We start from the raw sequence: 22,831 nt of genomic DNA on the forward strand, positions 1-22,831 counted from the left end.
GGGCGCCGGCGCTACTCCACCGCCAGCACCTTCTTCAGGAACACCACCTCGGTCGCCCGCACGGCCTCCTGGTTGGCCTTCTTGTAGATGCCGTGGCCCTCGTCCTTCGCCAGCACGTACCAGACCTCCGTGCCCTGGGCGCGCAGCTTGGCGACCATCTGTTCGGACTCCGTGCGCGGGACTCTCGGGTCGTTGGCGCCCTGGAAGACCATCATCGGCTTCTTCATGCGCTCGCTCATCCGGATCGGCGCGATCCTGTCGAACACCGCCTTCATCTTGGGATCGCGCTCGTCGCCGTATTCCGCTCGGCGCAGGTCGCGCCGGTAGCCTTCGGTGTTCTGCAGGAAGGTGACCCAGTCGGAGATGCCGTAGAGGTCGATGATCCCGGCGACGCGGTCGTTGTAGTGGCCGGCCACGGCCAGGACCATGTAGCCGCCGTAGGATTGGCCGACGACCGCGACCCTGGAGGCGTCCAGGTCGGGTTGCTTGGCCACCCAGTCCAGCAGGGCGCCGATGTCCTTCACCGAGTCCTCGCGCTTCTCGGCGTTGTCCAGGCCCATGTAGGTCTTGCCGTATCCGGTGGAGCCGCGGACGTTCGGGATGATCACCGCCGCGCCCAGCTCGTTCACCCACGACTGGCGGCGCGGGTTGAAGGCGGGCAGCTCCTGGCCCTCGGGCCCACCATGGATCTGGATGACCACCGGCAGCTTGCCGCCCTTGGCCGTCGCTCTTGCCGATTGGGGCGGCCTGTAGATGAACGCCGGAATCTGCCTGCCGTCGAAGGTGGGGTAGCGGAACAGCGTCGGCTCCACGAGCTTCGTCGGGTCCAGGCCGCCCAGTTCGCTCTGGGTCCAGCGGGTGAGCTCTGCGGTCTTCAGGTCGTAGCTCCAGACGTCCATCGAGGTCGAGGTCGACAGGCCGAAGCCCAGCTTGCGGCCGTCCGGCGAGAACTTGGCCGTGCCGAGCACGCCGGGCGGCAGCTTGGGACCCGGCAGGACCTTGCCGCTGGCGACGTCGCGCAGGACGATCTTGGAGTAGCCCTCCTCGTTGACGAACTGGGCGAGCGTCTTGCCGTCGAAGGTGACGTCGAAGTCCTCCGTGCCCCACTTCGCGCCGGGCTCCAGGTCGCGCACCGCGCCGCTGGCCACGTCGACGACCACCGGGCGGGTCATCTCGGCGCCATCGTCGGAGAGGGTCAGCACGCCCTTGCTCCCGTCCACGAAGACGCCGCCGGCGTAGCCGATCTTGCGGTCCGTCGGGCCGACGGGGGTCAGCTTGCCGCTGGCCACGTCGAGGGTGAACAGCTCGACCCAGGTCTGGGCGTTGTTGCGGGCCACCAGTATGGTCCGGCCGTCGGCCGAGATGTCGCGTACGGCGATGGCCCCGGTGCCGTCGAGGACCTTCCGGCGGCTGGCCGGATTCGAGGGATCGGCCAGCATCACGTCATAGTTGGCGTCGCCGGGCGTGACCTGGCTCCAGGCGACCAGCTTGCCGTCCTTGGAGAAGACGAAGTTCTGGTTGCGCGTGCCCGGCGCGGTCAGCTGCGTCTCGTTGCCGACGAGGTCGCGGATATAGCCCTGGTAGTATTCCGCCCCGCCGACGTCGCGCGGATAGAGGTAGGTCGAGGTCCCGGGGCGGACGTGGGCTTGGCTGATCGGCTCGCTGAAGAAGGTGAGCTGGGTGCGGGCGGCGCCCGGGGCGGCGACCCGGTGGATCTGGCTGGTGTCTCCGAACCGCGTGACGATGAGCATCGAGCCATCGGGCAGCCAGTCGTCGAAGCCGGCCACGCGGGCGTTGTAGTAGGGGGCGATGGCGGCCTGCAGGGCCGCGGGCGTGGCGGGCGCGCCCTCGTAGACGATGTTCCCCACCTCGCGTTTCGCCGGCTGGGCCTGGGCCGCCGACCCCAGCGCCAGGGCGAGGGCCGTTCCGAACAGCAGCGCGCGCGACGTCATTCTCGAAAACCCTCAACGAAACGAACAGGGCGCGAGGCAAGCGCGCCCGCCGCCCCGCGTCAATCGAAGTCGGCGGATCGCCGTTCGGGGTTTTGTGCGCGGGCGGCGTCGGCTAAGCCTGCCCCATGATCACGCCGATCCTGATGCTGGGCGCCGGACGCATGGGCGGGGCCATGATCGAAGGGTGGCTCGCCGCGGGCGCCTTCGAAGGTCGCGAGCTGATGATCCGCGACCCCTTCCCCGGTCCGGCCGCCATCGCCGCGGTGCAGGCGGGCGCCGTGCTCAATCCGCCGGACGGGGACCTGGCGCAGGCCGCGACCGTGGTGCTGGCCGTGAAGCCGCAGATGTGGCGCGAAGCCGCCGCCGAGTTCGCGCCGTGGCTCAGCTCCGGCGCCGTGATCGTATCCATCGCCGCGGGGGTGAAGGCGGCGGACATCGCCAAGGCGTTCGGCGGCCGCTGCGTCGCCCGGGTCATGCCCACCACCGCCGCGGCGATCGGCCGGGGCACGGCCAGCCTCTACGCCGACGAGCCTGCGGCCCTAGCGCGGGCGCACGCCCTCTTCGAGCCGCTGGGCGCGGTGGTGGCCCTGACCGACGAGAACCTGATGCACGCGGCGACGGCGGTCTCGGGCTCGTCGCCCGCCTACCTCTACGCCTTCATCGAGGCGCTGGAGGCCGCCGGCGTCGCGGCCGGCCTGACGCCCAAGGACGCCCAGCGCCTGGCCCGCTCGACCTTGACCGGCGCCGCCGCCCTGCTGGCCCACAGCGGCGAAGATCCCGCCGAACTGCGCCGCCAGGTGACGTCGCCGGGCGGCACCACCCAGGCGGCCCTCGACGTGCTGCTGGCCGATGGCGCCCTGCCGGAGCTGATGCGCGAGGCGGTGGTCGCCGCGGTTCGCCGCTCGAAGGAGCTGGGCGTCTAAAGGGTTATTTTCGCCGCCAGGTCTGCACTTGGCAGGCCATTTTCAGCAGGCAGACGTCAACCTTGAGGTTTCCGTCGGGAAGGACCGTCAGGGCGCCGTCGTAGCTCTGGCCGTTCTTCGCGTTGTAGATCCGGCCGCCGGTCCAGCGGCCGGACCCCGCGCGCTGGAAGCCGGTGAGCGCCGGCATGCCCATGATCTGGCGGGACCGCAGGGCGGGATCGCGGTTCCTTGCGTCCTTGCCCTGGCCCACCGCCGGATCGCGCGTCCAGGTGATGACCCCGCACATCAGTTGGACGTCGCCGGGGCAGGGTCCGATCCGGACCTTGGCGTTGCGTGCGTGGGTCACCCATTCGCCCTGCACCGGGTCCGCCGCGAAGGCCGGCGCCGCGGTGATCAAGGCCAGGCAGACGGTGAGGGCTGCGACATGCATGGTTCCAACCTGGACCATGCCGACCTGCGCCCTGGCAAGTCAACTGTAAGGTGCGGATTTCAACCGCAGGGCGTCCTAGCCTCGCCGCCAGGTCTGCGCCTGGCAGATCATCAGGACGCAGCCCTCGACCTTGAGCGTCCCGTTGGCGCCCACGGCGATCTTGCTGTCGTAGGTCTTGCCGCTGTTGGGGTCGTAGATCTTGCCGCCCGTCCAGCGCCCTGGCGCGGCCTGCTTGAAGTCGCGGATCATCGGCAGTCCCAGGATCGTGCGCGTCTTCAGCTTGGGGTCGGGGTTGTTGCTGTCGAGCGCCTTGCTGTCCGCGGGGTTCTTCAGCCACGAGATCGCGCCGCACATGCGGTCGGCCTTGCCGGGGCAGGGGCCGATACGCACCTTGGCGGTCCCGCTCTGGGTCAGCCATTCGCCCTCCACGGGATCGGCGGCGAGGGCCGGGGCGGCGGCCAGCGCCAGGCCGGCGGCGAGGATGAGAGCGCGCATGGAAAGTCCCCCGAATCGATGTCGGGCAGAGCTTGGCCGCGGGCCGTGAACCCTGGATGAACGCGGTTACCCGGGAAGCCTGACCACGGCGCGCAGGCCGCCCAGCGGCGAACGCTCCAGCACGATGTCGCCGCCGTGGCCGCGGGCCACGTCGCGGGCGATGGCCAGGCCCAGCCCGACCCCCTTGGTGTTCTGGTTGCGGCTCTCGTCCAGGCGCGCGAACGCCTTGAACGCTTCCTCGTGCTGTTCGGCGGGGATGCCGGGCCCGTCGTCGTCGACCACGATCTCCAGGCCCTGCGGCCCGCGCCGCGCCGCCACCTCCACATGCTCGCCGTGGGACGCGGCGTTCATCACCAGGTTGGCCAACGCCCGCTTCAGGGCGCTGGGGCGGGCGTTGGCGGTCAGCTCGGAATCGGCCGTCACCGTCACCTGCGCGCCGAGCCGGCGCGCGCCCTCGCTCACGGCCTCGATCAGCGGACGCAGCTTGACCACCTCGGCCGCCTCGCCGCCCTCGCCGCGGGCGAAGGCCAGGTATTCGTCGACCATGTGCTCCATCTCGGCCAGGTCGCGCTTCATGTCGGCGGTGCGCTTGTTCTGCTCGGCCAGGGCCAGGCTGAGCTTCAGGCGGGTCAGCGGCGTGCGCAGGTCGTGGCTGACCGAGGCCAGCAGGGCCGTGCGCTGTTCGATGTGGCGCTGGATGCGGCCGCGCATGTCGAGGAAGGCGGTGGCCGCGGCCCGCACCTCCTTAGCGCCGTGGGGCTTGAAGGCCGGAACGTCGGCCCCGCGCCCGAACGCCTCGGCCGCATTCGCCAGCCGTTCGATGGCGCGCACCTGGTTGCGGATGAACAGCAGCGCCACGGTGGTCAGCAGCACCGTGGCCACGGTCATCCACAGCACGAAGATGTGGCCCTGGGTGGCGAAGGCGCGGTCGCGGGGCGCCAGCACCCGCATGACGCCGCCCTTCACCCCGATGCGGATGTCCACGTAGGCGGGGTATCGCGTGGTGTCGAACCAGAAGGGAGCGTCCAGGCGGTCGCTCAGCGCCCGGTCCAGCGAGCGGTCGATGGGCGCGAAGAAGGCCTCCAGCAGCACCGGCGGGTCGCGGCGGCGCAGCGGCAGGCTGCGCCCGGGCTGCAGGGCGATGGAGAGGCCCATGGACTCCTCGGCCCGCTGGCTGAGCTTGGCGAAGCTCTCGGGGGTTGGATCTTCCTTATAGCTCTCGACGGCCCAGGCGATGTCGCCGGCCAAGCCCTCGGAAAGCCGGGCGGTCACCGTCTGCCAGTGGGCGTCGAAGAAGACGTAGGTGACCGCGATCTGCATCAGCGCCACCGGCAGCACGATGATCAGCAGCGACCGTCCGAACAGCGTGCCCGGCAGTCGCCGCTTCAGCCACCGCAGCAGCACCCGGAAGGAGGACGGCAGTTTCATCAGTCCGGCGCCAGCCGGTATCCCACGCCGCGGACGGTCTGGAGGTAGCGCGGCGACTTGGGGTCGTCCTCGATCTTGCGGCGCAGGCGGGTAACCTGGACGTCCACGGCGCGGCCGGACGGGTCGACGGACCCGCGGGCGAGTTCGAGCCGGTCGACCGGCTCGTGCGGCGTGCGGGCGAGCTGGCGCAGGAGCGAGACCTCGGCCTCGGTCAGGCGGATCGTCTCGCCGCCGCTCGTGAGTTCGCCGCGGTCGGCGTCGAAGACGCAGCGGCCCAGCGACAGCGCACCGCCGGCCGGCTGGCGGTCGCTGGCCCGGCGCAGGATCGCCTCGATGCGGAGCAACAGCTCCTCGGGCTCGAACGGCTTGCCCAGGTAGTCGTCGGCGCCCAGCTTCAGGCCCTCGATCCGGTCGCCGGCCTCGGTCTTTGCGGTCAGCATCAGCACCGGGGTCCTGCCGGGCGTGCCCCTCTGCTCGCGCAGCCAGCGGGTGAGCGAGAAGCCGTCCTCGCCGGGCATCATGACGTCGAAGACCGCCAGGTCGAAGTCCAGCGTGGCCAGCAGCCGCCGGGCCGGCGCGCCGCCCGCCGCGGCGGTCACCCGGAAGCCCGCTCGGGTCAGGTACTCCTTCAGCAGGTCGCGGATGCGGTCGTCGTCATCGACCACCAGCAGGTGCCGGGCCCTGGGCGGCGCGTCCGAGAAGCTCATGGGCGTCCTCCCCCGGGATTGGGACTGCGTGTCCGCCCCCCGGCCATGGCCGCCAGTATGGCGCGCGCACCGGCCACGCCGTCCAGTCCGCCCGTGCGGTAGGCCCGCGTGAGGTGGCTGCGCAGCCGCTCGCTGATCGCGGCCTCGAAGGCCTGGCCGCGGGCCGTCAGCACCGCGCTGCGCCGCCGGCCGTCGACGTCGCCGGCCTGCTTCTCCGCCAGGCCCTTGCCGGTCAGGTCCACTAGGATGCGGCTGGCCGCCTGCTTCGACAGGCTGGTCAGGTGGGCCAGCTCCTGCACCCCGATGCCCGGCCGCCGGCGCAGCAGGAAGGCCGCGCGCCAGTGCGAGCGGCCCAGGCCCAGGCCCTCCGCCTCCAGCCCCTGGTCCACCGCCGCCCACAACGAGGCCTCCGCCAGCAGCATCAGCTCCAGGCCCGCGTCGAGCTCGTCCTCGCGCAGGATCAGCCGCGGATCGGCGGGAGCGTTCATGCGCCACGGCCCAATTTGTTTGACGCGGGGCGGTCTGGGCGGTTCAAGGGGCGCACTGAAAAGGACGATTTCTTCCCATGGCCCTTGTTCCCTTCGACGACCGCGACGGCTGGATCTGGATGGACGGCGAATTCGTCCAATGGCGCGACGCGAAGGTGCACGTCCTCACCCACGGCCTGCACTATGCGTCGGCCGTGTTCGAGGGTGAGCGGATGTACGGGGGCGAGATCTTCGAGCTGACGGCGCATACGGAGCGGCTGTTCGAGTCCGCGAGGATTCTGGACTTCGAAATTCCGTTCACGGTGGCCCAGATCGACCAGGCCTGCAAGGACACCTGCGCCAAGAACGGCCTGACCGACGCCTATGTGCGGCCGATCGCGTGGCGGGGCTCGGAAATGATCGGGGTCTCGGCCCAAAACACCAGGATCCACGTGGCGGTCGCCGTGTGGGAATGGCCCAGCTACTTCTCGCCCGAGGAACGCGCCAAGGGCATCCGCATGTGCTGGGCCAAGTACAAGCGCCCCAGCCCCGAGACCGAGCCCGTCCACGCCAAGGCCACCGGCCTCTACATGATCTGCACCATCTCCAAGCACGCCGCGGAGAAGGACGGGTTCACCGACGCCATGATGCTCGACTACCGCGGCTACGTGGCCGAGAGCACGGGCTCGAACGTCTTCTTCATCAAGGACGGCGCGATCCACACGCCGACGCCGGACTGCTTCCTGAACGGCATCACCCGCCGCACGGTGATCAAGCTGGCCAGGAGCAAGGGCTTCGAGGTGATCGAACGTCACATCAGGCCGGAGGAGCTCTCGGGCTTCACCGAGTGCTTCGTGGTCGGCACCGCCGCCGAGGTGACGCCGGTCTCGCAGATCGGCGAGTACAGTTTCACCCCGGGCGCCCTGTCGCTCAGCCTGATGGACGACTACGCCAAGCTGGTGCGGCGCGAACTGGTGGCGGCTTAGGCGATCACCGCGTACGGCCGGGGATAGGCCTCGCCCCGGCTGAGGAACACCAGCCCCACCACGCAGCGGACGCCGTACCAGATCCCCGCGCCGCCGAGGATCAGCCAGGCCACGCCCATGATCGGGAAGCCGATCAGGATGACCGACAGCAGGGCTCCGACGCCGAACAGGATGCCGCCCGCGACCATCAGCATCAGGCCGATCCAGAAGGTCCGGATCAGGAAGGTGTAGTGGCTCTGCATCGCCGGGCCGGCGGTGGCGCGTTGGGAATAGGCGATGATCAGGCCGATGATGGCCGTGATCCCGGTGGCGAAGGCCAGCAGGTAGAGCGCGTAGCAGACCGCCGGCATCGTCTTGTCTTCGCTTCCGGCGTAGCTCACGTGGTCGGTCATCGTCTCTATCGGTCTCCGGGGCCCGGAAGTGAGCCCGACCCAAGACATGGACCCACGACGACGTCACGAAAAGACGTAACCGCGTTACAAATTGCTCACCCGCGGCGAAGGACGATCTCCACGCCGGCGGCGACGGCGTGCGGCGCCAGCGCCAGCGGCTTCTCGATCCGCACGCGGGCCCGGGTGACGCGCGGGTCGGCCAGGCAGCGTTCGGCCAGCCGGTGGGCGAAGGTCTCGACCAGGTCGACATGCCCCTGCGCGGCCAGGTCCTGGGCCGCCTTCAGGATGGCTTCGTAGTTGAAGGTGTCGGCCAGCCGGTCCGAGGCGTCGGTGGGGATGTCCAGCTCCACGTCGACGACCAGGGGCTGAACGCGGCCGATCTCGTGGCGGTAGACGCCAATCTCGGCCTGGACCTGCACGCCGGTGACGAACACTTTCGAGGTGATCAGCGTGGTTTGCGTCATGACAGGTGCTGCCCGGAATCGGCGGCGATCATCTGGCCGGTGACCGAGCGCGCGTCGATCAGGTAGCGCAGCGCCGCGCCGATTTCGCCCGGATGCACCGAACGGCCAAGCAGGGTCGAATCGACCTCGGCCTGGAACGCGGCCTCGTCCTGGTGGATCGATGGCAGGGTCGGGCCGGGGCCGATGCCGTTCACCCGGATCCGCGGCGCCAGGTCCTGCGCCAGCATCCGCGTGGCGTCCCAGAGCGCGGCCTTGGAGAGGGTGTAGGAGAAGAACTCCGGCCCCGGCCGCCAGACCCGCTGGTCCAGGATGTTGACGATCAGGCCCTCGCGGTCGGCGGGCAGCCGGCGGGCGAAGGCCTGGGCCAGGACCAGGGGCGCGCGAAGGTTGGTCTCCATGTGGAGGTCCCACGAGGCGCGGTTCATGTCGGAGAAGGCGTCCTGCTCGAACACGGACGCGGAGTTGACCAGCAGGGTCACGGGCCCCAGCTCGGCCTCGGCCTGCCCGACGAGGGCCACCGTGGCGCTTTCCTTGCGCAGGTCGCTGCTCAGGATGGTGGCCTTGCGGCCGTGGCCGCGCACCTCGCCGGCGGCGGCCTCGGCGTGGTCGTCGCCCTCCGCGCGGACGTGGATGGCGACGTCATAGCCGGCCTGGGCGGCGGTGGCCGCCAGCACGCGGCCGATCCGCCGCGCGCCGCCCGTCACCAGTGCTGCGCCGCGGCCGGCCATCAGGCGTTTCCCGTCAGTCGAAGCGGCCGAACTCGAACCGGTTCAGGGCCGCCATGACCGCCAGGAAGACGAGGATCATATAGATGCCGCTCATGGGGCCTCCGCTAGTCTGCTGGGGTGGGCTTTAGCGAGGCGCACTGGCTCGGGCAAGTGCTCCTCCCCCGTTGCGAAGACAACGGGGGAGGTGGATCGGCGCGAAACGCGACGAGACGGAGGGGGCGCGTCTCACCCCTGTTGCGGTTTCCCGTCAGGCTTCCCAGCTCTTTCGCAGCGTGAGGGCTTCCCACCTGAACGCCGATCACTAAAATGATTGTTTGAAGGGCGGGGCCTGCAAGCCTTAAGCCCGCAACGACAAAGGTCGCCAGGAGGACGTCATGCGCGAGTACCTGAAATTCTATATCGACGGTGCGTGGGTCGATCCCGCCGAGGGCCTGAAGACCCTGGACGTCGAGAACCCGGCCACGGAGGAAGTCTGCGGCAAGATCGCCATGGGCTCCGCCGCCGACGTCGACAAGGCCGCCAAGGCCGCCCGCAAGGCCTTCGCCTCCTGGTCCCAGACCAGCCGCGAGGAGCGCCTGGAGGTGCTGGGCCGCATCCTGGCCGAATACCAGAAGCGCTTCGGCGACCTGGCCACCGCCGTCACCGAGGAGATGGGCGCCCCCGCCTCCCTGGCCCAGCGCGCCCAGGTGCCGATCGGCATGGCCCACCTGGCCACCGCGGCCGAGGTGCTGAAGACCTTCAAGTTCGAGGAAGACCGCGGCCCGACGATGATCGTCAAGGAGCCGATCGGCGTCTGCGGGTTCATCACCCCCTGGAACTGGCCGCTGAACCAGATCGTCTGCAAGGTGGCCCCGGCCATCGCCACCGGCTGCACCATGGTGTTGAAGCCGTCGGAAGTGGCGCCGTTCTCGGGCCAGATCTTCGCCGAGATCATGCATGCCGCCGGCGTGCCGGCCGGCGTGTTTAACCTGGTGCAGGGCGACGGCCCGACCGTGGGCGCGGCGATCTCCAGCCACCCGGAAATCGACATGGTCTCGTTCACCGGCTCCACCCGCGCCGGCATCGAGGTGGCCAAGGCGGCCGCCCCGACCGTCAAGCGTGTGGCGCAGGAGCTGGGCGGCAAGAGCCCGAACATCGTCCTGGACGACGACGCCTTCGCCAAGGGCGTCGGCCGCGGCGTGGCCACCATGATGACCAACTCCGGCCAGTCCTGTAACGCGCCGACCCGCATGCTGGTGCCCAAGACCCGCATGGACGAGGCGATCACCGTCGCCCGCGCGGCCGCCGAACAGGTCACCGTCGGCGACCCGAACGGCAACGCCCAGCTGGGTCCGGTCGTCAACAAGACCCAGTTCGACAAGATCCAGAAGCTGATCCAGGCCGGCATCGACGAGGGCGCGACCCTGGTCATCGGCGGCACCGGGCGTCCGGAGGGCCTGGACAAGGGCTACTATGTGAAGCCCACCGTCTTCGCCAACGTCACCAACGACATGACGGTCGCCAAGGAAGAGATCTTCGGCCCCGTGCTGGCGATCCTCGGTTACGACACCGTCGAGCAGGCCATCGATATCGGCAACGACACCGAGTACGGCCTGGCCGCCTATGTCCAGTCGGGCGACATCGAGAAGGCCCGCAAGGTCGCCTCGAAGCTCCGCGCCGGCCAGGTCTCGATCAACGGCGGCGGCGGCGACATGACCGCCCCGTTCGGCGGCTACAAGATGAGCGGCAACGGGCGCGAGTGGGGCGACTACGCCTTCCACGAGTTCCTGGAGACCAAGGCCGTCCTCGGCTACGCGCCGAAGCAGGCCGCGGAGTAAGGCTTCCGCTCAGCACGAACGCGAAGGGCCGCCCTCTGGGGCGGCCCTTTTTCGTTGCGGCCTTCCTTCACCGCCCCCGCTTTGCGGGGGAGGGGAGGCCTCCCGCCGCCCTCACGCCAGCGGACGCCGCGAGGCGAGAAGTTCGTCCAGTTGGGCGAATTGCTCGCCCGCCATCGCCTGCATCCCTGCGACGGCGTCGGCGACGGGCTCGGCCGAGGGATAGAGTTCGCTCATGACCAGCAACGTCCTTTCGCCCTCGTCCTCGAAGGTGACGGTCGTGACCGGCGCATCGCCGCTCTCCTCGTTCGTCCAGACGAGGCGCGAGGGCGCCGTCACCTCAAGGTACTTGCCGAAGAACGTCATGGGGTCCGATCCGTCGCCGCCGAACGTGATGCGATAGCCACCTCCCGTGCGGGCGTCGATCTCGCAGGCGCTGAGCGCCGCGCCCATCGACTTGGGCGCCCACCACAGCCTGAAGAGCTCGGGTCGGGTCCAGGCGTCGAACACCGCGCCGGCCGGGCTGTCGAAGGTGCGGGTGACGACCAGCTCGCGATCGGATTTCCGCGCGACCGTGGTGAGGTTCGGCTCCCGGTTGGGCTGACCGCTCTGGCTCATGGATCTGTTCCTTTCTCTCGGGACCCGGCCCGATTCATCGGAACGACGAACGAGCCCCCCGGAAGCCGACATTGCGGAGGTCCGATGAGGGTGGGCCTCGGTCGTGAGCACACATTGGCCCCGCGCCCCAAACCGGACCTTCGGCGGTTTGTCCGAGAGCGGACACGATAGATGGCCGTGGAGGGTGGGGAGCGGACCTCAATCCAGGCCGTCGTTGCCATCCCGCAGTCGGGCACCGAGAGCTTCGAAGCGGCATTAGGGCGACTGGCCAGCAGCCGCCGGAATCTACAATCTGAAACGCCATAGGACTATTGCGCCTAGCAGGAAAGCGACGCCTGCGAACCAAACCCCAAAGTAGCGATTCAAGAAACGCTTGTCGGACGACTTCAATTCGAAATCGCCAGGCTTCAGCGTTCCTGCCTTCCGCTTCTCGTTGAAGCGCCAGCCACGTTGCATCGATTTCGGAAACTGCGCTGCCCCCAGGAGGAAGCCTATGAGCCAACAACTCAAGAAGCCGAGCACGCAGATGAAAAAGCCGGCCTTAAGAATCGTATCCAGCACGGTCGCCCCTCACGCACCTTGACCAAGTGGGACACTACGCACTGCCAGCGAAATGTCGCCCCAGGGTCGACCCCCGAAATTGGTCTCAGACCTCGGAACGGACATTCACCAAGGTCGGCCGCTTGACAGTCTGCCTAAATGTTCTATATTTGTTCTCATGTCTACCGAGGCCGCCCGCACCGCGCGTGAGCTCCAGATGCTGGAGGGGATGGTCGATTGCGCCCATGCGTTGGGGCTCGCGTTCGGCGCGGCGGCGAAGGGCGAGACCGAGGCTGAGTTCAACCTCGAACGCTTCGACGCCTTCCAGAAATGCTTCCTGGCGGTCCGGATGGGCATCCGTCTGTGCATGACCCTGCGCGCTGGGCGGCCGGCTGCGGCGTTGGTTCGCCCGGCGGCCGAACGGCCCGAGGCGCTCGAGCGCGAACGGTCGGAAGGTGAGGCGCGAGAACGTCCCGACCCGTGCGAACGCGAGCGGGATCGCGACTATGAGCCCGTCAGCCTGCCGAGGTTCCTGGCGACCCTGGGCGTGGTCGCCCGGGAGGCCGGCCGTCTCGAAGATCGCCTCCCCGCCGACGCCACACGGGCCCTCCCGGCGCTCCGCACTCTCCTGGCGCAGGCGCAGGAAAATCCTTCCGCGGCCCAGGCCGGCCCACCGCCGGCCGCCGGCGTCGCCCTGCTGGCCCGCCCTGCGCCGCCAGGCCGAACGCGCGGCAGCCTCCTGGGCTCGGCCGCCGTGGCGCCAGGACCCCGCGGCCTCCGGCCCTGGTCGGGCTTCCGCTGACGTTGCGCCGAGGGCGCCTGTCGAAACGACCCACCACGCAGAAGACCCGGAGCGGCTCCGCCTCCCCGGCACGCTTCCGCGTGCGTCTGCGTTTTCGGCGGCCCGCCCGCCTTAAGCCTTCATCGCCGCCTTCACCGCCTCGGGCCGGATCGGCAGGTCGCGCACCCGCGCGCCCACCGCCCGGAAGATGGCGTTGCCGATGGCCGGTCCCACCACGGTGGTCGCCGGCTCGCCCAGGCCCACCGGAACCTCGGTGCTGGCGATGAACTCCACCTCCACGTCCGGCACGTCGGCCATGCGCAGCGGCGTATAGCTGTCGAGGTTGGTGTCCTTCGGTTGGCCGTTCTCGAAGGCCGAACCCTCGAGCAGCGCCAGGCTCATGCCCCACAGCGCCGCGCCCTCCATCTGCGCGAGCGCCCCGTCCGGGTGGACGATGGTCCCAGCGTCGGCCACCAGGGTCAGCTTTTCCACCGTCACCGCGCCGGTCGCCGGATCCACCGCCACGCGGGCGGCGCAGGCCACCCAGGTCGGCATGTCCCGCTCCTGCCCGAAGGTGGTGGCCAGGCCCAGCCCCGTGTTCTTCGGAAGCGGCTTGCCCCAGCCGGCCTTGTCGGCCAGTCGCTTCAGCACGGCGGCCTGCCGCTTGGCCCCGCCCACCGCGTTGGGCGCGGAGCCGGCGTTGCGGCCCGCGGCGTCCAGCATCTTCAGCCGGAAGGCCAGCGGATCGACCCCGGCCTGAGCCGCCGCCTCGTCCATGAAGCTTTCCACCGCCCAGTTCGTCCAGCCGGGACCCACCGAACGCAGCCAGCCCGGCCGCATGGTCCTGTTCGCCAGATCGTTCTGGACCGCCCGCACCCGCTGGGCGCCGACGGTGTACCAGTGGTTCGCCCCGCTGATCGCGAACGGGTCGTAAGGAACGCCATTCCCGCCCTTGGGCATGAAGAACGGCGCCATGGCCTGGGTCGGCCAGCCGGCGCAGGCGTGATGCTCCATCGCCGTCACCCGCCCGGCGTCGCCGAACGCCATCCGCAGGGTCTGGACCGAGGGCGAGCGCGGGCTGTCGAACCGGGTGTCGTCCGCCCGGGTCATCACCATCTTCACCGGCTTGCCGCCGATGGCCTTCGACGCCAGGGCCGCCCCCACCGCATAGTCGCCGTTCAGCCGCCGGCCGAACCCGCCGCCCAGCATGTAGGTGCGCAGCACGATGGTCTCTTCCTTGCGGCCCAGCGCCGTCGCCAGCCACGGCAGCACCAGCGACTGCCACTGGTTGCCGGTGTGGATCTCGAACAGCCCGTCCTTCTCGAACGCCAGCGCGTTCACCGGCTCCATCTGGAAGTGCAGCGCCGTGGAGGTCGTGTAGGTCTGCTCCAGGGTCGACTTGGCCGCCGCGAACGCCGCGTCCACGCCGGGGTCCTCCACCACCTGCGAGCCGGCGGTCTTGTCGGCGATCAGGGCGCGGGCGCGGGATTGCAGGTCGGCCTCGGCGACCTTGGCGGTCTCGCCGGCCTTCCAGGTCACCTTCAGCGCCTCGGTCGCCCGGTCGGCGGCCACGAAGCTGTCGGCATAGACCATCACCCAGCCGGGCACGGTCCCCGAGGGATCCTCCAGGGCGATGGCGCGGATATAGCCCGGCACCGCCTTGGCCGCGGTCTCGTCGATGGAAACCACCGTCGAGCCGTAGCGGGTCGGCGGCAGCTTGGGCCGCGCGTAGACCATCCCCGGAACCTTGGCGTCGAGACCATACTTGGCCTGGCCGTTGGTCTTGGCCGGGATGTCCTGGGCCCCGCCGGGCTTGCCGACGATCCGGCGCTCGGACGCCGGCTTCATCGGCAGCTTGGCCAGCTGCTCGGCGGTGAAGGTGCGGCTGAGGTCGCCCTTGGCGACGATCTCGCCGTAGGAGACCGAGCGCTTGCCCGCGACCACGGCGCCATTGCGCGCGATGCAGTCGGCCGGGGTCACACCCATCAGCTTGGCGCCCGCCTCGATCAGGGCGATCCGCCCCGCCGCGCCGGCCTGGCTGTAAAGCGGATAGCTCTGCCACACCGACCAGCTTCCGCCGGTGACCATCAGGCCCCACTTCGGATCGCTGTCGACGTGGTCGATGCGCACCTTCGACCAGTCGGCCTCCAGCTCGTCGGCGACGATGCGGGCGATGGCGGTGCCCACGTGCTGGCCCATCTCGGCGCGGATGATGTGGACCGTGACCACGCCCTGGCGGTCGATGCCATACCAGATGGTGGGGGCGAAGGCCTCGGCCGCCTGCGCGGGGTGGCCCAGGCCGAACATCGCCCCCGCCGCCGAGACGGTGATCAGGAAGCCGCGCCGTGAGACGTCGGGAAGGATCGCGTTCATGCCGCAACGCCCTTGGCCGCGGCCGCCTTGATGGCCTTCTTGATACGGATGTAGGCCATGCAGCGGCAGAGGTTGCCCGTCATGCCGGCCTCGATGTCGGCGTCCGACGGCTTCGGATTGGCCTTCAGCAGGGCCGCGGCCTGCATGATCTGGCCCGACTGGCAGTAGCCGCATTGCGGCGCCTGAGCCTCGATCCACGCCATCTGCAGCGGGTGCTGACCCTTGGGGTCGAGGCCTTCGATGGTCGTCACCGACTGTCCGGCGACCGAGCCCGTGGGCGTGATGCAGGACCGGACCGCGTCGCCGTTCACATGCACCGTGCAGGCGCCGCACTGGCCGATGCCGCAGCCGAACTTGGTCCCGGTCAGGCCCGCTTCGTCGCGGATCGTCCACAACAGCGGGGCGTCGTCAGGCGCCTGGACCGAGACCTCGCGGCCATTCAATCGGAAGCTGGTCATATCGCCCTCCCAAAGCGGGTTGCCTGCCGGCCAGCGGACGCCAACTCCGCCGCCGCCGCAAGGGGGATCTGCGAGGGCCTGGGCGAAGACCTAGGCTTCAGCCTCGCGAGCCCGGCGGCGGGCGCTGATCGACAGCAGGAGGATGCCCACCAGGGCCGAGGCCAGCGAGCCCATCACCACGCCGGCCCGCACCTGGGCATGAAGGGCCTCGTCGCCCGCCGGAAACGCCAGGGCCCCGATGAACAGGCTCATGGTGAAGCCCACGCCGCAGAGCGCCGCGACGCCGTAGAGCTCCAGCCACTTGGCGCCCGTCGGCCGCCGGGCCCACTTCAGCCCGATGGCCAGGGCGGCCGCGCCGAACACGCCGATCTGCTTGCCGAAGAACAGGCCGGCCGCCACGCCCAGGCTGACGGTCCCGAAGATCGCCCCGCCCGCCTGGCCGCCCAGGGAGAATCCGGCCGCCATGAAGGCGAAGACCGGCAGGATGAAGAAGGCCACGTAGGGGTGCAGGGCTTCCATGGTCTCGCTAAGCACGCCCTGGCCGCCGGTCCGCTTGGGCTCCAGCGGCAGGCAGAACGCCGCCGCGATCCCGGCCAGCGAGGTGTTCACCCCGGACTTCAGCGTGAAGCCCCAGAGCAGCAGGCCGCCGATGGCCCAGAAGGAATAGGGCGCTGTCCGCCAGCGCGACATGGCCGCCAGCACCGCCACCGTCACCGCCGCCCCCGCCAGCATCGGAAAGTTGAGGTCGGCGGTGAACAGCACCGCGATCAGCGCCACCGCCGCGAGGTCGTCGGCGATCGCGAGCGTCAGCAGGAATATCCGCAGCGTCGGCGGCAGACGGGGCCCCGCGACCGCCAGGGCCGCCAGGGCGAAGGCGATGTCGGTGGCCGTGGGGATCGGCCAGCCCTCCTGATGGCCGCCGGGCAGGCCGTTGACGGCCAGATAGATCAGCGCCGGGACCACGACCCCGCCCGTGGCCGCCAGCAACGGCAGGGCCAGCCGGCGCGGGTTCGACAGCTCACCGCGCAGGATCTCGTGTTTGATCTCCAGCCCGACCACGAAGAAGAAGATCGGCATCAGGGCGGTCTTCACCCATCCGCTGAGGCTCATCTCTTCGGCGAAGGGGCCGACCCGGACGGCCACCATGTGGTGGGTGAGGGCGTCGTACGAACCGGCCCACGGCGAGTTGGCCCAGGCGATGGCGAGCAGCGCCGCGGCGGCCAGCAGCATGCCGGAACCGGTCTCGGTCTTGAGGAAGGCCAGCGTGGACCGGGTGGACATTGGGGCCTGGGTAACAAGCCCGGGCGGCCGGCTCTAGCGAAATCGGGCGCGGGCTCTAAGCTGCGGCGCCAACAAACCGGATGTTCGAGGAAACGCCATGAGACTGTCCAAGCCCCGCGTCGCCCCGCTGAGCGACGACCAGCTCACCCCCGAGCAGTCCGAGGCCCTGCAGCCGGTGCGTGACGGCACGATGGGCGTCCTCAACATCTTCCGCACCCTGGCGCACGCGCCCAAGGCGCTGAAGCGGTTCAACGACTGGGGCGGCTATGTGCTGTCGCGCCGGAACGACCTGCCGGCCCGCGAGCGGGAGATCGTGATCCTGCGCACGGGCTTCCTCTGCAAGTCCGGCTACGAGTTCACCCAGCACACCCGCATCGGCCTGAACTCCGGCCTGACCGAGGCCGAGATCGAGGCCATCAAGCGCGGCGCCGACGCCGGCTGGAGCGCCGCCGACGCGGCCCTGATCCGCGCCACGGACGAGCTGCACGACGACCACTTCATCACCGACGCGACCTGGGCCGAGCTGGGCCGGCATTTCACCCAGAAGCAGTGCATGGACGTGGTCTTCACGACCGGCCAGTACACCCAGGTCTCGATGATCCTGAACACGTTCGGGGTGCAGCTCGACGAGGGCCAGACCCTCGATCCCGAACTCAAGGGCTACTGAGGTGGCGGGCCGCCTCGAGGGCAAGGCCGCCGCGGTCGTCGGCGCCGGCCAGACGCCGGGCGACACCGTCGGCAACGGCCGCGCCATGGCCCTGCTCTTCGCCAGGGAGGGCGCGCGCGTCCTCTGCGTCGACCGCGTCGGCGAGCGGGCGGAAGAGACCGCGGCCATGATCCGCGAGGAGGGCGGCGAAGCCTTCGCCCTGCAGGCCGACGTGACCAGATCGGCGGAGGCCGCGGGGATCGTGACCGAGGCTGTGGCGCGCCTGGGCCGCCTCGACATCCTGGTCAACAATGTCGGCATCGGCGGCGGCGACGGACCGGCGCACAGGATCGAGGAGGCGGCGTTCGACCGCATCCTATCGGTGAACCTCAAGGGCATGTGGCTGGTGACCAAGGCCGCGCTGGGCGTCATGCGCGAGCAGGGCGGCGGGGCCATCGTCAACATCTCGTCCCTGGCCGCGAAGGCGGGCGGCATCCAGGTAGCCTACGAGGTCTCCAAGGCCGCGGTGAACCGCCTGACCACCAGCGTCGCCCAGTCCCAGGCCCGCTACGGCGTCCGCTGCAACGCGGTCCAGCCGGGGCTGATGGACACGCCGATGGCCGTCGCCGGCATCGCCGGCGCCAGCGGCCGCACCCAGGACGAGGTCCGCGCCGAACGCGACGCCCGCGTGCCCCTGGGCGGCAGGATGGGCAGCGCCTGGGACACCGCCTATGCGGCGCTGTTCCTGGCCTCCGACGAGGCCAGGTTCGTCACCGGCGTGATCCTGCCGGTGGATGGCGGCATGGGCGTAAGGATCGGGTAGGGGGAACGGCCTGCGAAGCCTCTGCGTTAGTCGCCCCTGTCGAGGGACACTGACCGGAGAGCACCTGATGAACAGCATCATCTATCTTGTCGGCCTGGTGGTCGTCGTCCTGGCGGTCCTGGGCTTCCTCGGAATGCGCTAGCCGAACCCCAGGTCGGGCGGCATAGCTGGGGCTATGTCCGTCTCCGCCGCCTATCGCCCCGATCCGCAGTTCCCGGCCCTCGGTCGCGAGTTCGCCGATCCCGTGGAAGCGGCGGATTTCCCCGCCACGATCCTGCGCTACCGCAACGACCGCGCCGCCGTGACGGTCGGCCTGGACACCCTGACGGACGAGGAGTGGATCGCCCATTTCGGCCGCTTTCGGCCGCTGCCAGGCAATATCGATCCGCCCGTGGCCCAGCGCTATCACGGCCATCAGTTCCGCGTTTACAACCCCGACCTCGGCGACGGCCGCGGCTTCCTGTTCGCCCAGCTTCGCGAGGCCGGGACCGGCCGGCTGCTGGATCTCGGGACCAAGGGCTCTGGCCAGACACCGTGGTCGCGCTCGGGTGACGGCCGGCTGACCCTGAAAGGCGGGGTCCGCGAGGTGTTGGCGACCGCGATGCTGGAGGCCCTGGGCGTGCCGACCTCGCGCTCGTTCTCCCTGGTCGAGACCGGCGAGGCCCTGGAGCGCGGCGACGAACCCAGCCCCACGCGCGCCTCCGTGCTGGTGCGGCTTTCGCACAGCCACGTCCGCTTCGGGACCTTCCAGCGCCATGCCTTCTTCCAGGCCAAGGACCGCGTCGGGGCGCTGGTGGACCACGTGGTGGCGACCTACTACCCCGAACTGCAAGGCGCCAACGACCGTCCCGCCGCCCTGCTGGAAGCGGTCTGCGGCAAGGCCGCGCGCCTGACCGCGAGCTGGATGGCGGCCGGCTTCGTCCACGGCGTCCTCAACACCGACAACATGAACATCACCGGCGAGAGCTTCGACTACGGCCCCTACCGGTTCCTGCCGAAGTCGGACCCGAACTTCACCGCCGCCTATTTCGACCACAACGGCCTCTACAGCTTCGGCCGCCAGCCGGAGGCGGTGTTCTGGAACCTGCAGCAGCTCGCCGGTTGCCTCAGCCTGGTGACGGAGAGCGACCCGCTGGTCGAGGCCCTGAACGGCTTCGGCCCCGCCTATCGGCGCGAACTGATGGCCGCGATGCTGGGCCGCCTGGGGGTCATCCCGCGCGGCGACGAGGAAGACGCGGAACTGGTGCAGGCTGCGTTCGGCGCGATGGCCGAGGGCGGCGAGCGCCTGCGCTGGGAGCCGTTCTTCTTCGACTGGTTCGGCGGGCGCGAGGACCGCGCCATGGCCGGCCCGCGCGCCGATCTCTATGCGGCGGTCGACGTCGCCGAATTCCGCCGCCGCGTCGCGGCCTACGAGCCGGCGCGGCCCCATCGGCTGGCCCATCCCTACTTCGCGCAGGCCGAACCCGAAGAACTGCTGATCGACGAGATCGAGGCGATCTGGGCCGACATCGACCAGCGCGACGACTGGACCGCCTTCCACGCCAAGCTGGCGCGGATCGAGGCGGCGCGGACAGCGTGGGGTCTCAGCCAGCCTTCTTCCGCGACACCCACTGCGCCAGCACCACCCCGCCCAGGGTGACCGCCGCACCCAGCGCCTGCAGCGGCCCGATGGCTTCGGCGAACAGCAGCCAGCCGAGCCAGGCGGCCACCACCGGCTGGACCAGCACCACCACCGAGGCGGTGGAGGTGGGCAGCCGGCCCATGGCCCAGGCGATGGAGCCCTGGCCGGCGACGTGCATCAGCCCGAGGCCGGCGCAGGCCGCCCACCCGGTCGCGCTGGCCGGCGTCAGCGGCTCGCCCAGCAGCAGCGCCGCCCCCAGCAGCAGCGGGAGGCCGGCGACGCCCGCCCAGAACATCATCCGGCTCGCCCCTTCGGTCCTGCGGCCCTCGGCCATGGTCAGGAAGTAGAGGGCGTACCAGAACGCCGTCGCCACCGAGAGCGCGTCGCCCAGCGGCTGGTTGCGCAACGCCCCGCCGCCCTTGGCGTAGGCCATCAGCGAAGCGCCCCCCACGGCCGCCGCCACGGCGACCAGGAACAGCGCGCGGGGCCTCTGCCTCAGGAAGATCCAGGCGAAGGCCGTGACCACGACCGGCGTCAGGTTGGTCAGCACCGTCGCGTTGGCCACCGAGGTGTACTGGATGCCGTAGTGCCAGAAGCCGAGGTCCAGGGCGAAGAACAGCCCGGCCCACAGCGCCATCCTCGGCGGGCCGCCGATAGAACCGGCCGTGCGCCAGGTCATCAGCGCCAGCAGCGGCATGGCGAAGATCAGCCGCCAGACGCCCGTCGCCGCCGGGCCGGCGTCGGACATCCGCACCAGGATGGCGGCCAGCCCAATGATGCACGCGCCGCCGAGCAGCGCCGCCAGCGCCAGCCAGCTCGACTGGGAGGGCTCCTCGGCCGCGGCGTCAGTCAAAGCCCAGCTCCTTGCGCAGGTCCGCGGCGCTCATACCCCGTTCGCGCAGCGACCGCAGCGTTTCCGCCCGGTCGCGCTTGGCGAACCGCCTGCCGTCCGGCCCGGTGAGCAGCCGGTGGTGGCGATAGGTCGGCTCGGGCAGGCCCAGCAGCGCCTGCAAGAGCCGCTGGACATGGGTCGCCTCGAACAGGTCGCGGCCGCGGATGACGTGGGTGATCCCCTGCAGGGCGTCGTCGACCGTCACGGCCAGATGGTAGGCCACGCCCACATCCTTGCGCGCGAGCACCACGTCGCCGCCGAGTTCGGGCCTGGCCGAAACGACGCCTTCGCCCTCATCGGTGAATGTCAGCCCGCCGAAGCCGCCGAGTTTGCGCGACGCCGCGTCCAGTGACAGCCGCCAGGCGAAGGGCTCGCCGGCGGCCAGCCGCCGGGCCTCCTCGTCGGCCGGCAGCGGCGCGCCCCGGAACACCTCCGTGGCCCCGTGCGGCGCCGACGCAATCGCCGCGGCCACTTCCTTGCGGGTGCGGAAGCAGCGGTAGAGCAGGCCGTCGGCCTCCAGCCTCGAGAGCGCGGCCTGGTAGTCGTCCAGGTGCTCGGACTGCCGCCGCACCGGCGTCTCCCAGGCCAGGCCGAGCCAGGCCAGGTCCTCGAAGATCGCCGCCTCGAACTCGGGCCGGCAGCGGGTGGCGTCGATGTCCTCGATCCGCAGCACGAATCGGCCGCCGGCCGCGCGCGCGGCCTCCGAAGCCGTCAGCGCCGAGAAGGCGTGGCCGCGGTGCAGGTATCCGGTCGGGGACGGGGCGAAGCGGGTGGCGAACACCCGGGTGGGATTAGCAGGCGGAGTGCTTGGCTTGGAACAGTCCCATGTGGTTCAGCACCGCTTCCAGGAACTGGCGCTCGCCGCCCAGCTCGTCCTTCAGGTGCTCGAACTGCTTGAAGCCGGCCATCTCGGCCAGGCCGTGGGCGCCGCACCAGGCGGCGATGGTGGCCAGCTCCAGGTGGGCCTCGGCGGCCGGATCGGCTCCGTGCTCGACCATGGTGTCGCGAACCATGCAGTAGGCGCTCTCGCTCTTGCCCTCCATCTCGTCCGGCAGGGCTTCCTTGTCGCGCGCGGCGTCGTACATCACGCGGTAGAGCGCGGGGTTGTCGCGGGCGAAGCAGACGTAGGCGATGCCCAGCGCCGTGAGCTGCTGCATACCCGTGGCCGTGTTCTTGGCCTCGGTCATCTGGGCGCCCAGGATCTCCCAGCCTTCGTGGGCCACGGCGTCGAGCAGCTCGGCCTTGTCCTTGAAGTGGTGATAGGGCGCCGCCGGACTGACCCCCGCCTCGCGCGCCACGGCCCGCAGCGACAGCGCGCTCGGACCTTCCGCCTCGAGCAGCCTGCGGGCGGCGTCCACGAGGGCGCGGCGCAGATCGCCGTGATGATAGGGGCGGGGCTCGGCGCTTTTGGGTTGGCTCATCGCATTACCATAAGTTCACATCTAAGCGCTGTACAGATGTCTTGACGACAAACGGGACCGTACCTATCTGAGCGCTGTTCAAATAAGAAACGCCCCCCACTCCCCTGGGGTTCAAACTGAAAGGTGTGTGTCATGTCTCTCGTGAAGTTCGAACGGTTCTTCGACCGCGCGACCCCGGTCTTCCTCCTGTTCCTCGGCCTCACTGCGGCCGTCGCCACGGCGGGCCTGGGCGCCTAAGGCTCCCCACTTAGATGGTCGATCCGACGAAGGGGCCCACCTTGAGCGGGCCCCTTTTTCGTCGTGGGGCGGCGCCAATAGATCCATGCAAAAACGCATATCATATCGGCGAAAACAATTATCTGTGCAATGTTCAGATCGTGCTATCTAATCACTGTCCAGATGGACATGGGCCCGGATCGGCCGGGCCCGAACTCAAACGGAGAACCAAGATGTCGATGCTGATGAACCGCATGCTCGACGTGGTCGTGTCCTTCGCGATGGTGGGCCTTGCCCTGACCGTCGCCGGCGCCACCGTCGTCCTCGGCGCCTGATCGATGCGCCGCCCGTAGCGCCTCGCCCGTCCTCAAGGAC

Annotated in this window: 24 protein-coding genes; 7 read left to right on the top strand and 17 right to left on the bottom strand. The window is 70.0% G+C overall.

Annotated features, from left to right (window positions below; genetic code table 11):
• Nucleotides 1-11: 11 nt before the first annotated feature.
• Nucleotides 12-1,952, bottom strand: coding sequence for an alpha/beta fold hydrolase (locus EPO51_RS09775; RefSeq protein ID WP_293349353.1), 1,941 nt, complete (start codon nucleotides 1,950-1,952; stop codon nucleotides 12-14).
• A 128-nt stretch (nucleotides 1,953-2,080) separates the two neighbouring features.
• On the opposite strand from EPO51_RS09775, the gene proC reads away from it, so the two are divergent.
• The gene (gene proC / locus EPO51_RS09780; protein WP_293349970.1) at nucleotides 2,081-2,875 is read left to right on the top strand and encodes a pyrroline-5-carboxylate reductase; all 795 of its coding nucleotides are present in this window, start codon (nucleotides 2,081-2,083) and stop codon (nucleotides 2,873-2,875) included.
• A gap of 4 nt (nucleotides 2,876-2,879) precedes the next feature.
• On the opposite strand, the gene EPO51_RS09785 is transcribed toward proC, so the two are convergent.
• The 5 genes from EPO51_RS09785 to EPO51_RS09805 form a co-directional block, all read right to left on the bottom strand.
• Nucleotides 2,880-3,305 carry a DUF2147 domain-containing protein gene (locus EPO51_RS09785; protein ID WP_293349355.1) on the bottom strand — a complete coding sequence of 142 codons (426 nt, stop codon included), beginning with the start codon at nucleotides 3,303-3,305 and terminating at the stop codon, nucleotides 2,880-2,882.
• Nucleotides 3,306-3,380: 75 nt separating this feature from the next.
• Nucleotides 3,381-3,800: a DUF2147 domain-containing protein gene (locus EPO51_RS09790; protein ID WP_293349358.1), complete on the bottom strand. Its 420-nt coding sequence runs from the start codon at nucleotides 3,798-3,800 to the stop codon at nucleotides 3,381-3,383.
• A 66-nt stretch (nucleotides 3,801-3,866) separates the two neighbouring features.
• A complete protein-coding gene (locus tag EPO51_RS09795; protein ID WP_293349361.1) occupies nucleotides 3,867-5,228 on the bottom strand; it encodes an ATP-binding protein in 1,362 nt (453 codons plus the stop codon).
• Complete coding sequence (locus EPO51_RS09800; protein WP_293349364.1) at nucleotides 5,228-5,935, bottom strand: response regulator; 708 nt, start codon at nucleotides 5,933-5,935, stop codon at nucleotides 5,228-5,230. Before EPO51_RS09800 ends, EPO51_RS09795 begins: the two co-directional genes overlap by 1 nt.
• The gene (locus EPO51_RS09805; protein WP_293349367.1) at nucleotides 5,932-6,423 is read right to left on the bottom strand and encodes a MarR family winged helix-turn-helix transcriptional regulator; all 492 of its coding nucleotides are present in this window, start codon (nucleotides 6,421-6,423) and stop codon (nucleotides 5,932-5,934) included. Before EPO51_RS09805 ends, EPO51_RS09800 begins: the two co-directional genes overlap by 4 nt.
• Nucleotides 6,424-6,500: 77 nt before the next feature.
• Here EPO51_RS09805 and EPO51_RS09810 point away from each other — a divergent pair, with 77 nt between their 5' ends.
• On the top strand, nucleotides 6,501-7,388 hold the full coding sequence (locus EPO51_RS09810; RefSeq protein ID WP_293349370.1) for a branched-chain amino acid aminotransferase: 888 nt from the start codon (nucleotides 6,501-6,503) through the stop codon (nucleotides 7,386-7,388).
• Here EPO51_RS09810 and EPO51_RS09815 read toward each other — a convergent pair.
• From EPO51_RS09815 to EPO51_RS09825, 3 genes are all read right to left on the bottom strand, one after another.
• Nucleotides 7,385-7,780 carry a DUF4870 family protein gene (locus tag EPO51_RS09815; RefSeq protein WP_293349373.1) on the bottom strand — a complete coding sequence of 132 codons (396 nt, stop codon included), beginning with the start codon at nucleotides 7,778-7,780 and terminating at the stop codon, nucleotides 7,385-7,387. The genes EPO51_RS09810 and EPO51_RS09815 overlap by 4 nt on opposite strands.
• 95 nt (nucleotides 7,781-7,875) lie before the next feature.
• Complete coding sequence (gene folB / locus EPO51_RS09820) at nucleotides 7,876-8,244, bottom strand: dihydroneopterin aldolase (RefSeq protein ID WP_293349376.1); 369 nt, start codon at nucleotides 8,242-8,244, stop codon at nucleotides 7,876-7,878.
• The gene (locus tag EPO51_RS09825; RefSeq protein ID WP_293349379.1) at nucleotides 8,241-8,972 is read right to left on the bottom strand and encodes an SDR family oxidoreductase; all 732 of its coding nucleotides are present in this window, start codon (nucleotides 8,970-8,972) and stop codon (nucleotides 8,241-8,243) included. Before EPO51_RS09825 ends, folB begins: the two co-directional genes overlap by 4 nt.
• A 374-nt stretch (nucleotides 8,973-9,346) precedes the next feature.
• On the opposite strand from EPO51_RS09825, the gene EPO51_RS09830 reads away from it, so the two are divergent.
• Nucleotides 9,347-10,789, top strand: coding sequence for an aldehyde dehydrogenase family protein (locus tag EPO51_RS09830; protein ID WP_293349382.1), 1,443 nt, complete (start codon nucleotides 9,347-9,349; stop codon nucleotides 10,787-10,789).
• A 111-nt stretch (nucleotides 10,790-10,900) separates the two neighbouring features.
• Here EPO51_RS09830 and EPO51_RS09835 read toward each other — a convergent pair whose 3' ends face one another.
• A complete protein-coding gene (locus EPO51_RS09835) occupies nucleotides 10,901-11,404 on the bottom strand; it encodes an SRPBCC domain-containing protein (RefSeq protein WP_293349385.1) in 504 nt (167 codons plus the stop codon).
• Between the two features lie 285 nt (nucleotides 11,405-11,689).
• A complete protein-coding gene (locus tag EPO51_RS09840; RefSeq protein WP_293349388.1) occupies nucleotides 11,690-11,965 on the bottom strand; it encodes a hypothetical protein in 276 nt (91 codons plus the stop codon).
• A gap of 157 nt (nucleotides 11,966-12,122) precedes the next feature.
• Here EPO51_RS09840 and EPO51_RS09845 point away from each other — a divergent pair, with 157 nt between their 5' ends.
• Nucleotides 12,123-12,746, top strand: coding sequence for a hypothetical protein (locus EPO51_RS09845; protein ID WP_293349391.1), 624 nt, complete (start codon nucleotides 12,123-12,125; stop codon nucleotides 12,744-12,746).
• A 111-nt stretch (nucleotides 12,747-12,857) separates the two neighbouring features.
• Here the strand turns inward: EPO51_RS09845 and EPO51_RS09850 are convergent, their stop codons facing one another.
• The 3 genes from EPO51_RS09850 to nhaA form a co-directional block, all read right to left on the bottom strand.
• Nucleotides 12,858-15,098: a xanthine dehydrogenase family protein molybdopterin-binding subunit gene (locus EPO51_RS09850; RefSeq protein WP_293349394.1), complete on the bottom strand. Its 2,241-nt coding sequence runs from the start codon at nucleotides 15,096-15,098 to the stop codon at nucleotides 12,858-12,860.
• Nucleotides 15,095-15,556: a (2Fe-2S)-binding protein gene (locus tag EPO51_RS09855; RefSeq protein ID WP_293349397.1), complete on the bottom strand. Its 462-nt coding sequence runs from the start codon at nucleotides 15,554-15,556 to the stop codon at nucleotides 15,095-15,097. The genes EPO51_RS09850 and EPO51_RS09855 overlap by 4 nt, the downstream gene beginning before the upstream one ends.
• A 90-nt stretch (nucleotides 15,557-15,646) precedes the next feature.
• Nucleotides 15,647-16,837 (bottom strand): Na+/H+ antiporter NhaA, encoded by a 1,191-nt coding sequence (nhaA, locus tag EPO51_RS09860; protein WP_293349400.1) that lies wholly within the window; start codon nucleotides 16,835-16,837, stop codon nucleotides 15,647-15,649.
• Nucleotides 16,838-16,934: 97 nt separating this feature from the next.
• Here nhaA and EPO51_RS09865 point away from each other — a divergent pair, with 97 nt between their 5' ends.
• The 3 genes from EPO51_RS09865 (at nucleotide 16,935) to EPO51_RS09875 (ending at nucleotide 19,945) form a co-directional block, all read left to right on the top strand.
• Nucleotides 16,935-17,504, top strand: a complete 570-nt coding sequence (locus EPO51_RS09865) for a carboxymuconolactone decarboxylase family protein (protein WP_293349403.1) — start codon at nucleotides 16,935-16,937, stop codon at nucleotides 17,502-17,504.
• Nucleotide 17,505: 1 nt separating this feature from the next.
• Nucleotides 17,506-18,306 carry an SDR family NAD(P)-dependent oxidoreductase gene (locus EPO51_RS09870; RefSeq protein ID WP_293349406.1) on the top strand — a complete coding sequence of 267 codons (801 nt, stop codon included), beginning with the start codon at nucleotides 17,506-17,508 and terminating at the stop codon, nucleotides 18,304-18,306.
• Between the two features lie 175 nt (nucleotides 18,307-18,481).
• Nucleotides 18,482-19,945, top strand: a complete 1,464-nt coding sequence (locus tag EPO51_RS09875) for a protein adenylyltransferase SelO (RefSeq protein WP_293349409.1) — start codon at nucleotides 18,482-18,484, stop codon at nucleotides 19,943-19,945.
• Here the strand turns inward: EPO51_RS09875 and EPO51_RS09880 are convergent.
• The 3 genes from EPO51_RS09880 to EPO51_RS09890 are packed head-to-tail and all read right to left on the bottom strand — an operon-like array spanning nucleotide 19,890 to nucleotide 22,240.
• Nucleotides 19,890-20,780 (bottom strand): DMT family transporter, encoded by an 891-nt coding sequence (locus tag EPO51_RS09880; RefSeq protein WP_293349411.1) that lies wholly within the window; start codon nucleotides 20,778-20,780, stop codon nucleotides 19,890-19,892. The two genes, EPO51_RS09875 and EPO51_RS09880, sit on opposite strands and share 56 nt — an antisense overlap.
• Complete coding sequence (gene gluQRS / locus EPO51_RS09885; RefSeq protein WP_293349413.1) at nucleotides 20,773-21,600, bottom strand: tRNA glutamyl-Q(34) synthetase GluQRS; 828 nt, start codon at nucleotides 21,598-21,600, stop codon at nucleotides 20,773-20,775. Before gluQRS ends, EPO51_RS09880 begins: the two co-directional genes overlap by 8 nt.
• Nucleotides 21,601-21,610: 10 nt before the next feature.
• Nucleotides 21,611-22,240, bottom strand: a complete 630-nt coding sequence (locus EPO51_RS09890) for a TetR/AcrR family transcriptional regulator (protein ID WP_293349415.1) — start codon at nucleotides 22,238-22,240, stop codon at nucleotides 21,611-21,613.
• Nucleotides 22,241-22,831 lie beyond the last annotated feature (591 nt).

It is taken from the genome of Phenylobacterium sp. (assembly GCF_004297125.1).
GTDB lineage: Bacteria > Pseudomonadota > Alphaproteobacteria > Caulobacterales > Caulobacteraceae > Phenylobacterium.

What these genes read in the sequence shown, in the direction of transcription:
- EPO51_RS09775 (WP_293349353.1), bottom strand. Translation starts at nt 1,952, where the DNA reads ATGACGTCGCGCGCGCTGCTGTTCGGAACGGCCCTCGCCCTGGCGCTG.
- EPO51_RS09785 (WP_293349355.1), bottom strand. Translation starts at nt 3,305, where the DNA reads ATGCATGTCGCAGCCCTCACCGTCTGCCTGGCCTTGATCACCGCGGCG.
- EPO51_RS09790 (WP_293349358.1), bottom strand. Translation starts at nt 3,800, where the DNA reads ATGCGCGCTCTCATCCTCGCCGCCGGCCTGGCGCTGGCCGCCGCCCCG.
- EPO51_RS09795 (WP_293349361.1), bottom strand. Translation starts at nt 5,228, where the DNA reads ATGAAACTGCCGTCCTCCTTCCGGGTGCTGCTGCGGTGGCTGAAGCGG.
- EPO51_RS09800 (WP_293349364.1), bottom strand. Translation starts at nt 5,935, where the DNA reads ATGAGCTTCTCGGACGCGCCGCCCAGGGCCCGGCACCTGCTGGTGGTC.
- EPO51_RS09805 (WP_293349367.1), bottom strand. Translation starts at nt 6,423, where the DNA reads ATGAACGCTCCCGCCGATCCGCGGCTGATCCTGCGCGAGGACGAGCTC.
- EPO51_RS09810 (WP_293349370.1), top strand. Translation starts at nt 6,501, where the DNA reads ATGGCCCTTGTTCCCTTCGACGACCGCGACGGCTGGATCTGGATGGAC.
- EPO51_RS09815 (WP_293349373.1), bottom strand. Translation starts at nt 7,780, where the DNA reads ATGACCGACCACGTGAGCTACGCCGGAAGCGAAGACAAGACGATGCCG.
- folB (WP_293349376.1), bottom strand. Translation starts at nt 8,244, where the DNA reads ATGACGCAAACCACGCTGATCACCTCGAAAGTGTTCGTCACCGGCGTG.
- EPO51_RS09825 (WP_293349379.1), bottom strand. Translation starts at nt 8,972, where the DNA reads ATGGCCGGCCGCGGCGCAGCACTGGTGACGGGCGGCGCGCGGCGGATC.
- EPO51_RS09830 (WP_293349382.1), top strand. Translation starts at nt 9,347, where the DNA reads ATGCGCGAGTACCTGAAATTCTATATCGACGGTGCGTGGGTCGATCCC.
- EPO51_RS09835 (WP_293349385.1), bottom strand. Translation starts at nt 11,404, where the DNA reads ATGAGCCAGAGCGGTCAGCCCAACCGGGAGCCGAACCTCACCACGGTC.
- EPO51_RS09845 (WP_293349391.1), top strand. Translation starts at nt 12,123, where the DNA reads ATGTCTACCGAGGCCGCCCGCACCGCGCGTGAGCTCCAGATGCTGGAG.
- EPO51_RS09850 (WP_293349394.1), bottom strand. Translation starts at nt 15,098, where the DNA reads ATGAACGCGATCCTTCCCGACGTCTCACGGCGCGGCTTCCTGATCACC.
- EPO51_RS09855 (WP_293349397.1), bottom strand. Translation starts at nt 15,556, where the DNA reads ATGACCAGCTTCCGATTGAATGGCCGCGAGGTCTCGGTCCAGGCGCCT.
- nhaA (WP_293349400.1), bottom strand. Translation starts at nt 16,837, where the DNA reads ATGTCCACCCGGTCCACGCTGGCCTTCCTCAAGACCGAGACCGGTTCC.
- EPO51_RS09865 (WP_293349403.1), top strand. Translation starts at nt 16,935, where the DNA reads ATGAGACTGTCCAAGCCCCGCGTCGCCCCGCTGAGCGACGACCAGCTC.
- EPO51_RS09875 (WP_293349409.1), top strand. Translation starts at nt 18,482, where the DNA reads ATGTCCGTCTCCGCCGCCTATCGCCCCGATCCGCAGTTCCCGGCCCTC.
- EPO51_RS09890 (WP_293349415.1), bottom strand. Translation starts at nt 22,240, where the DNA reads ATGAGCCAACCCAAAAGCGCCGAGCCCCGCCCCTATCATCACGGCGAT.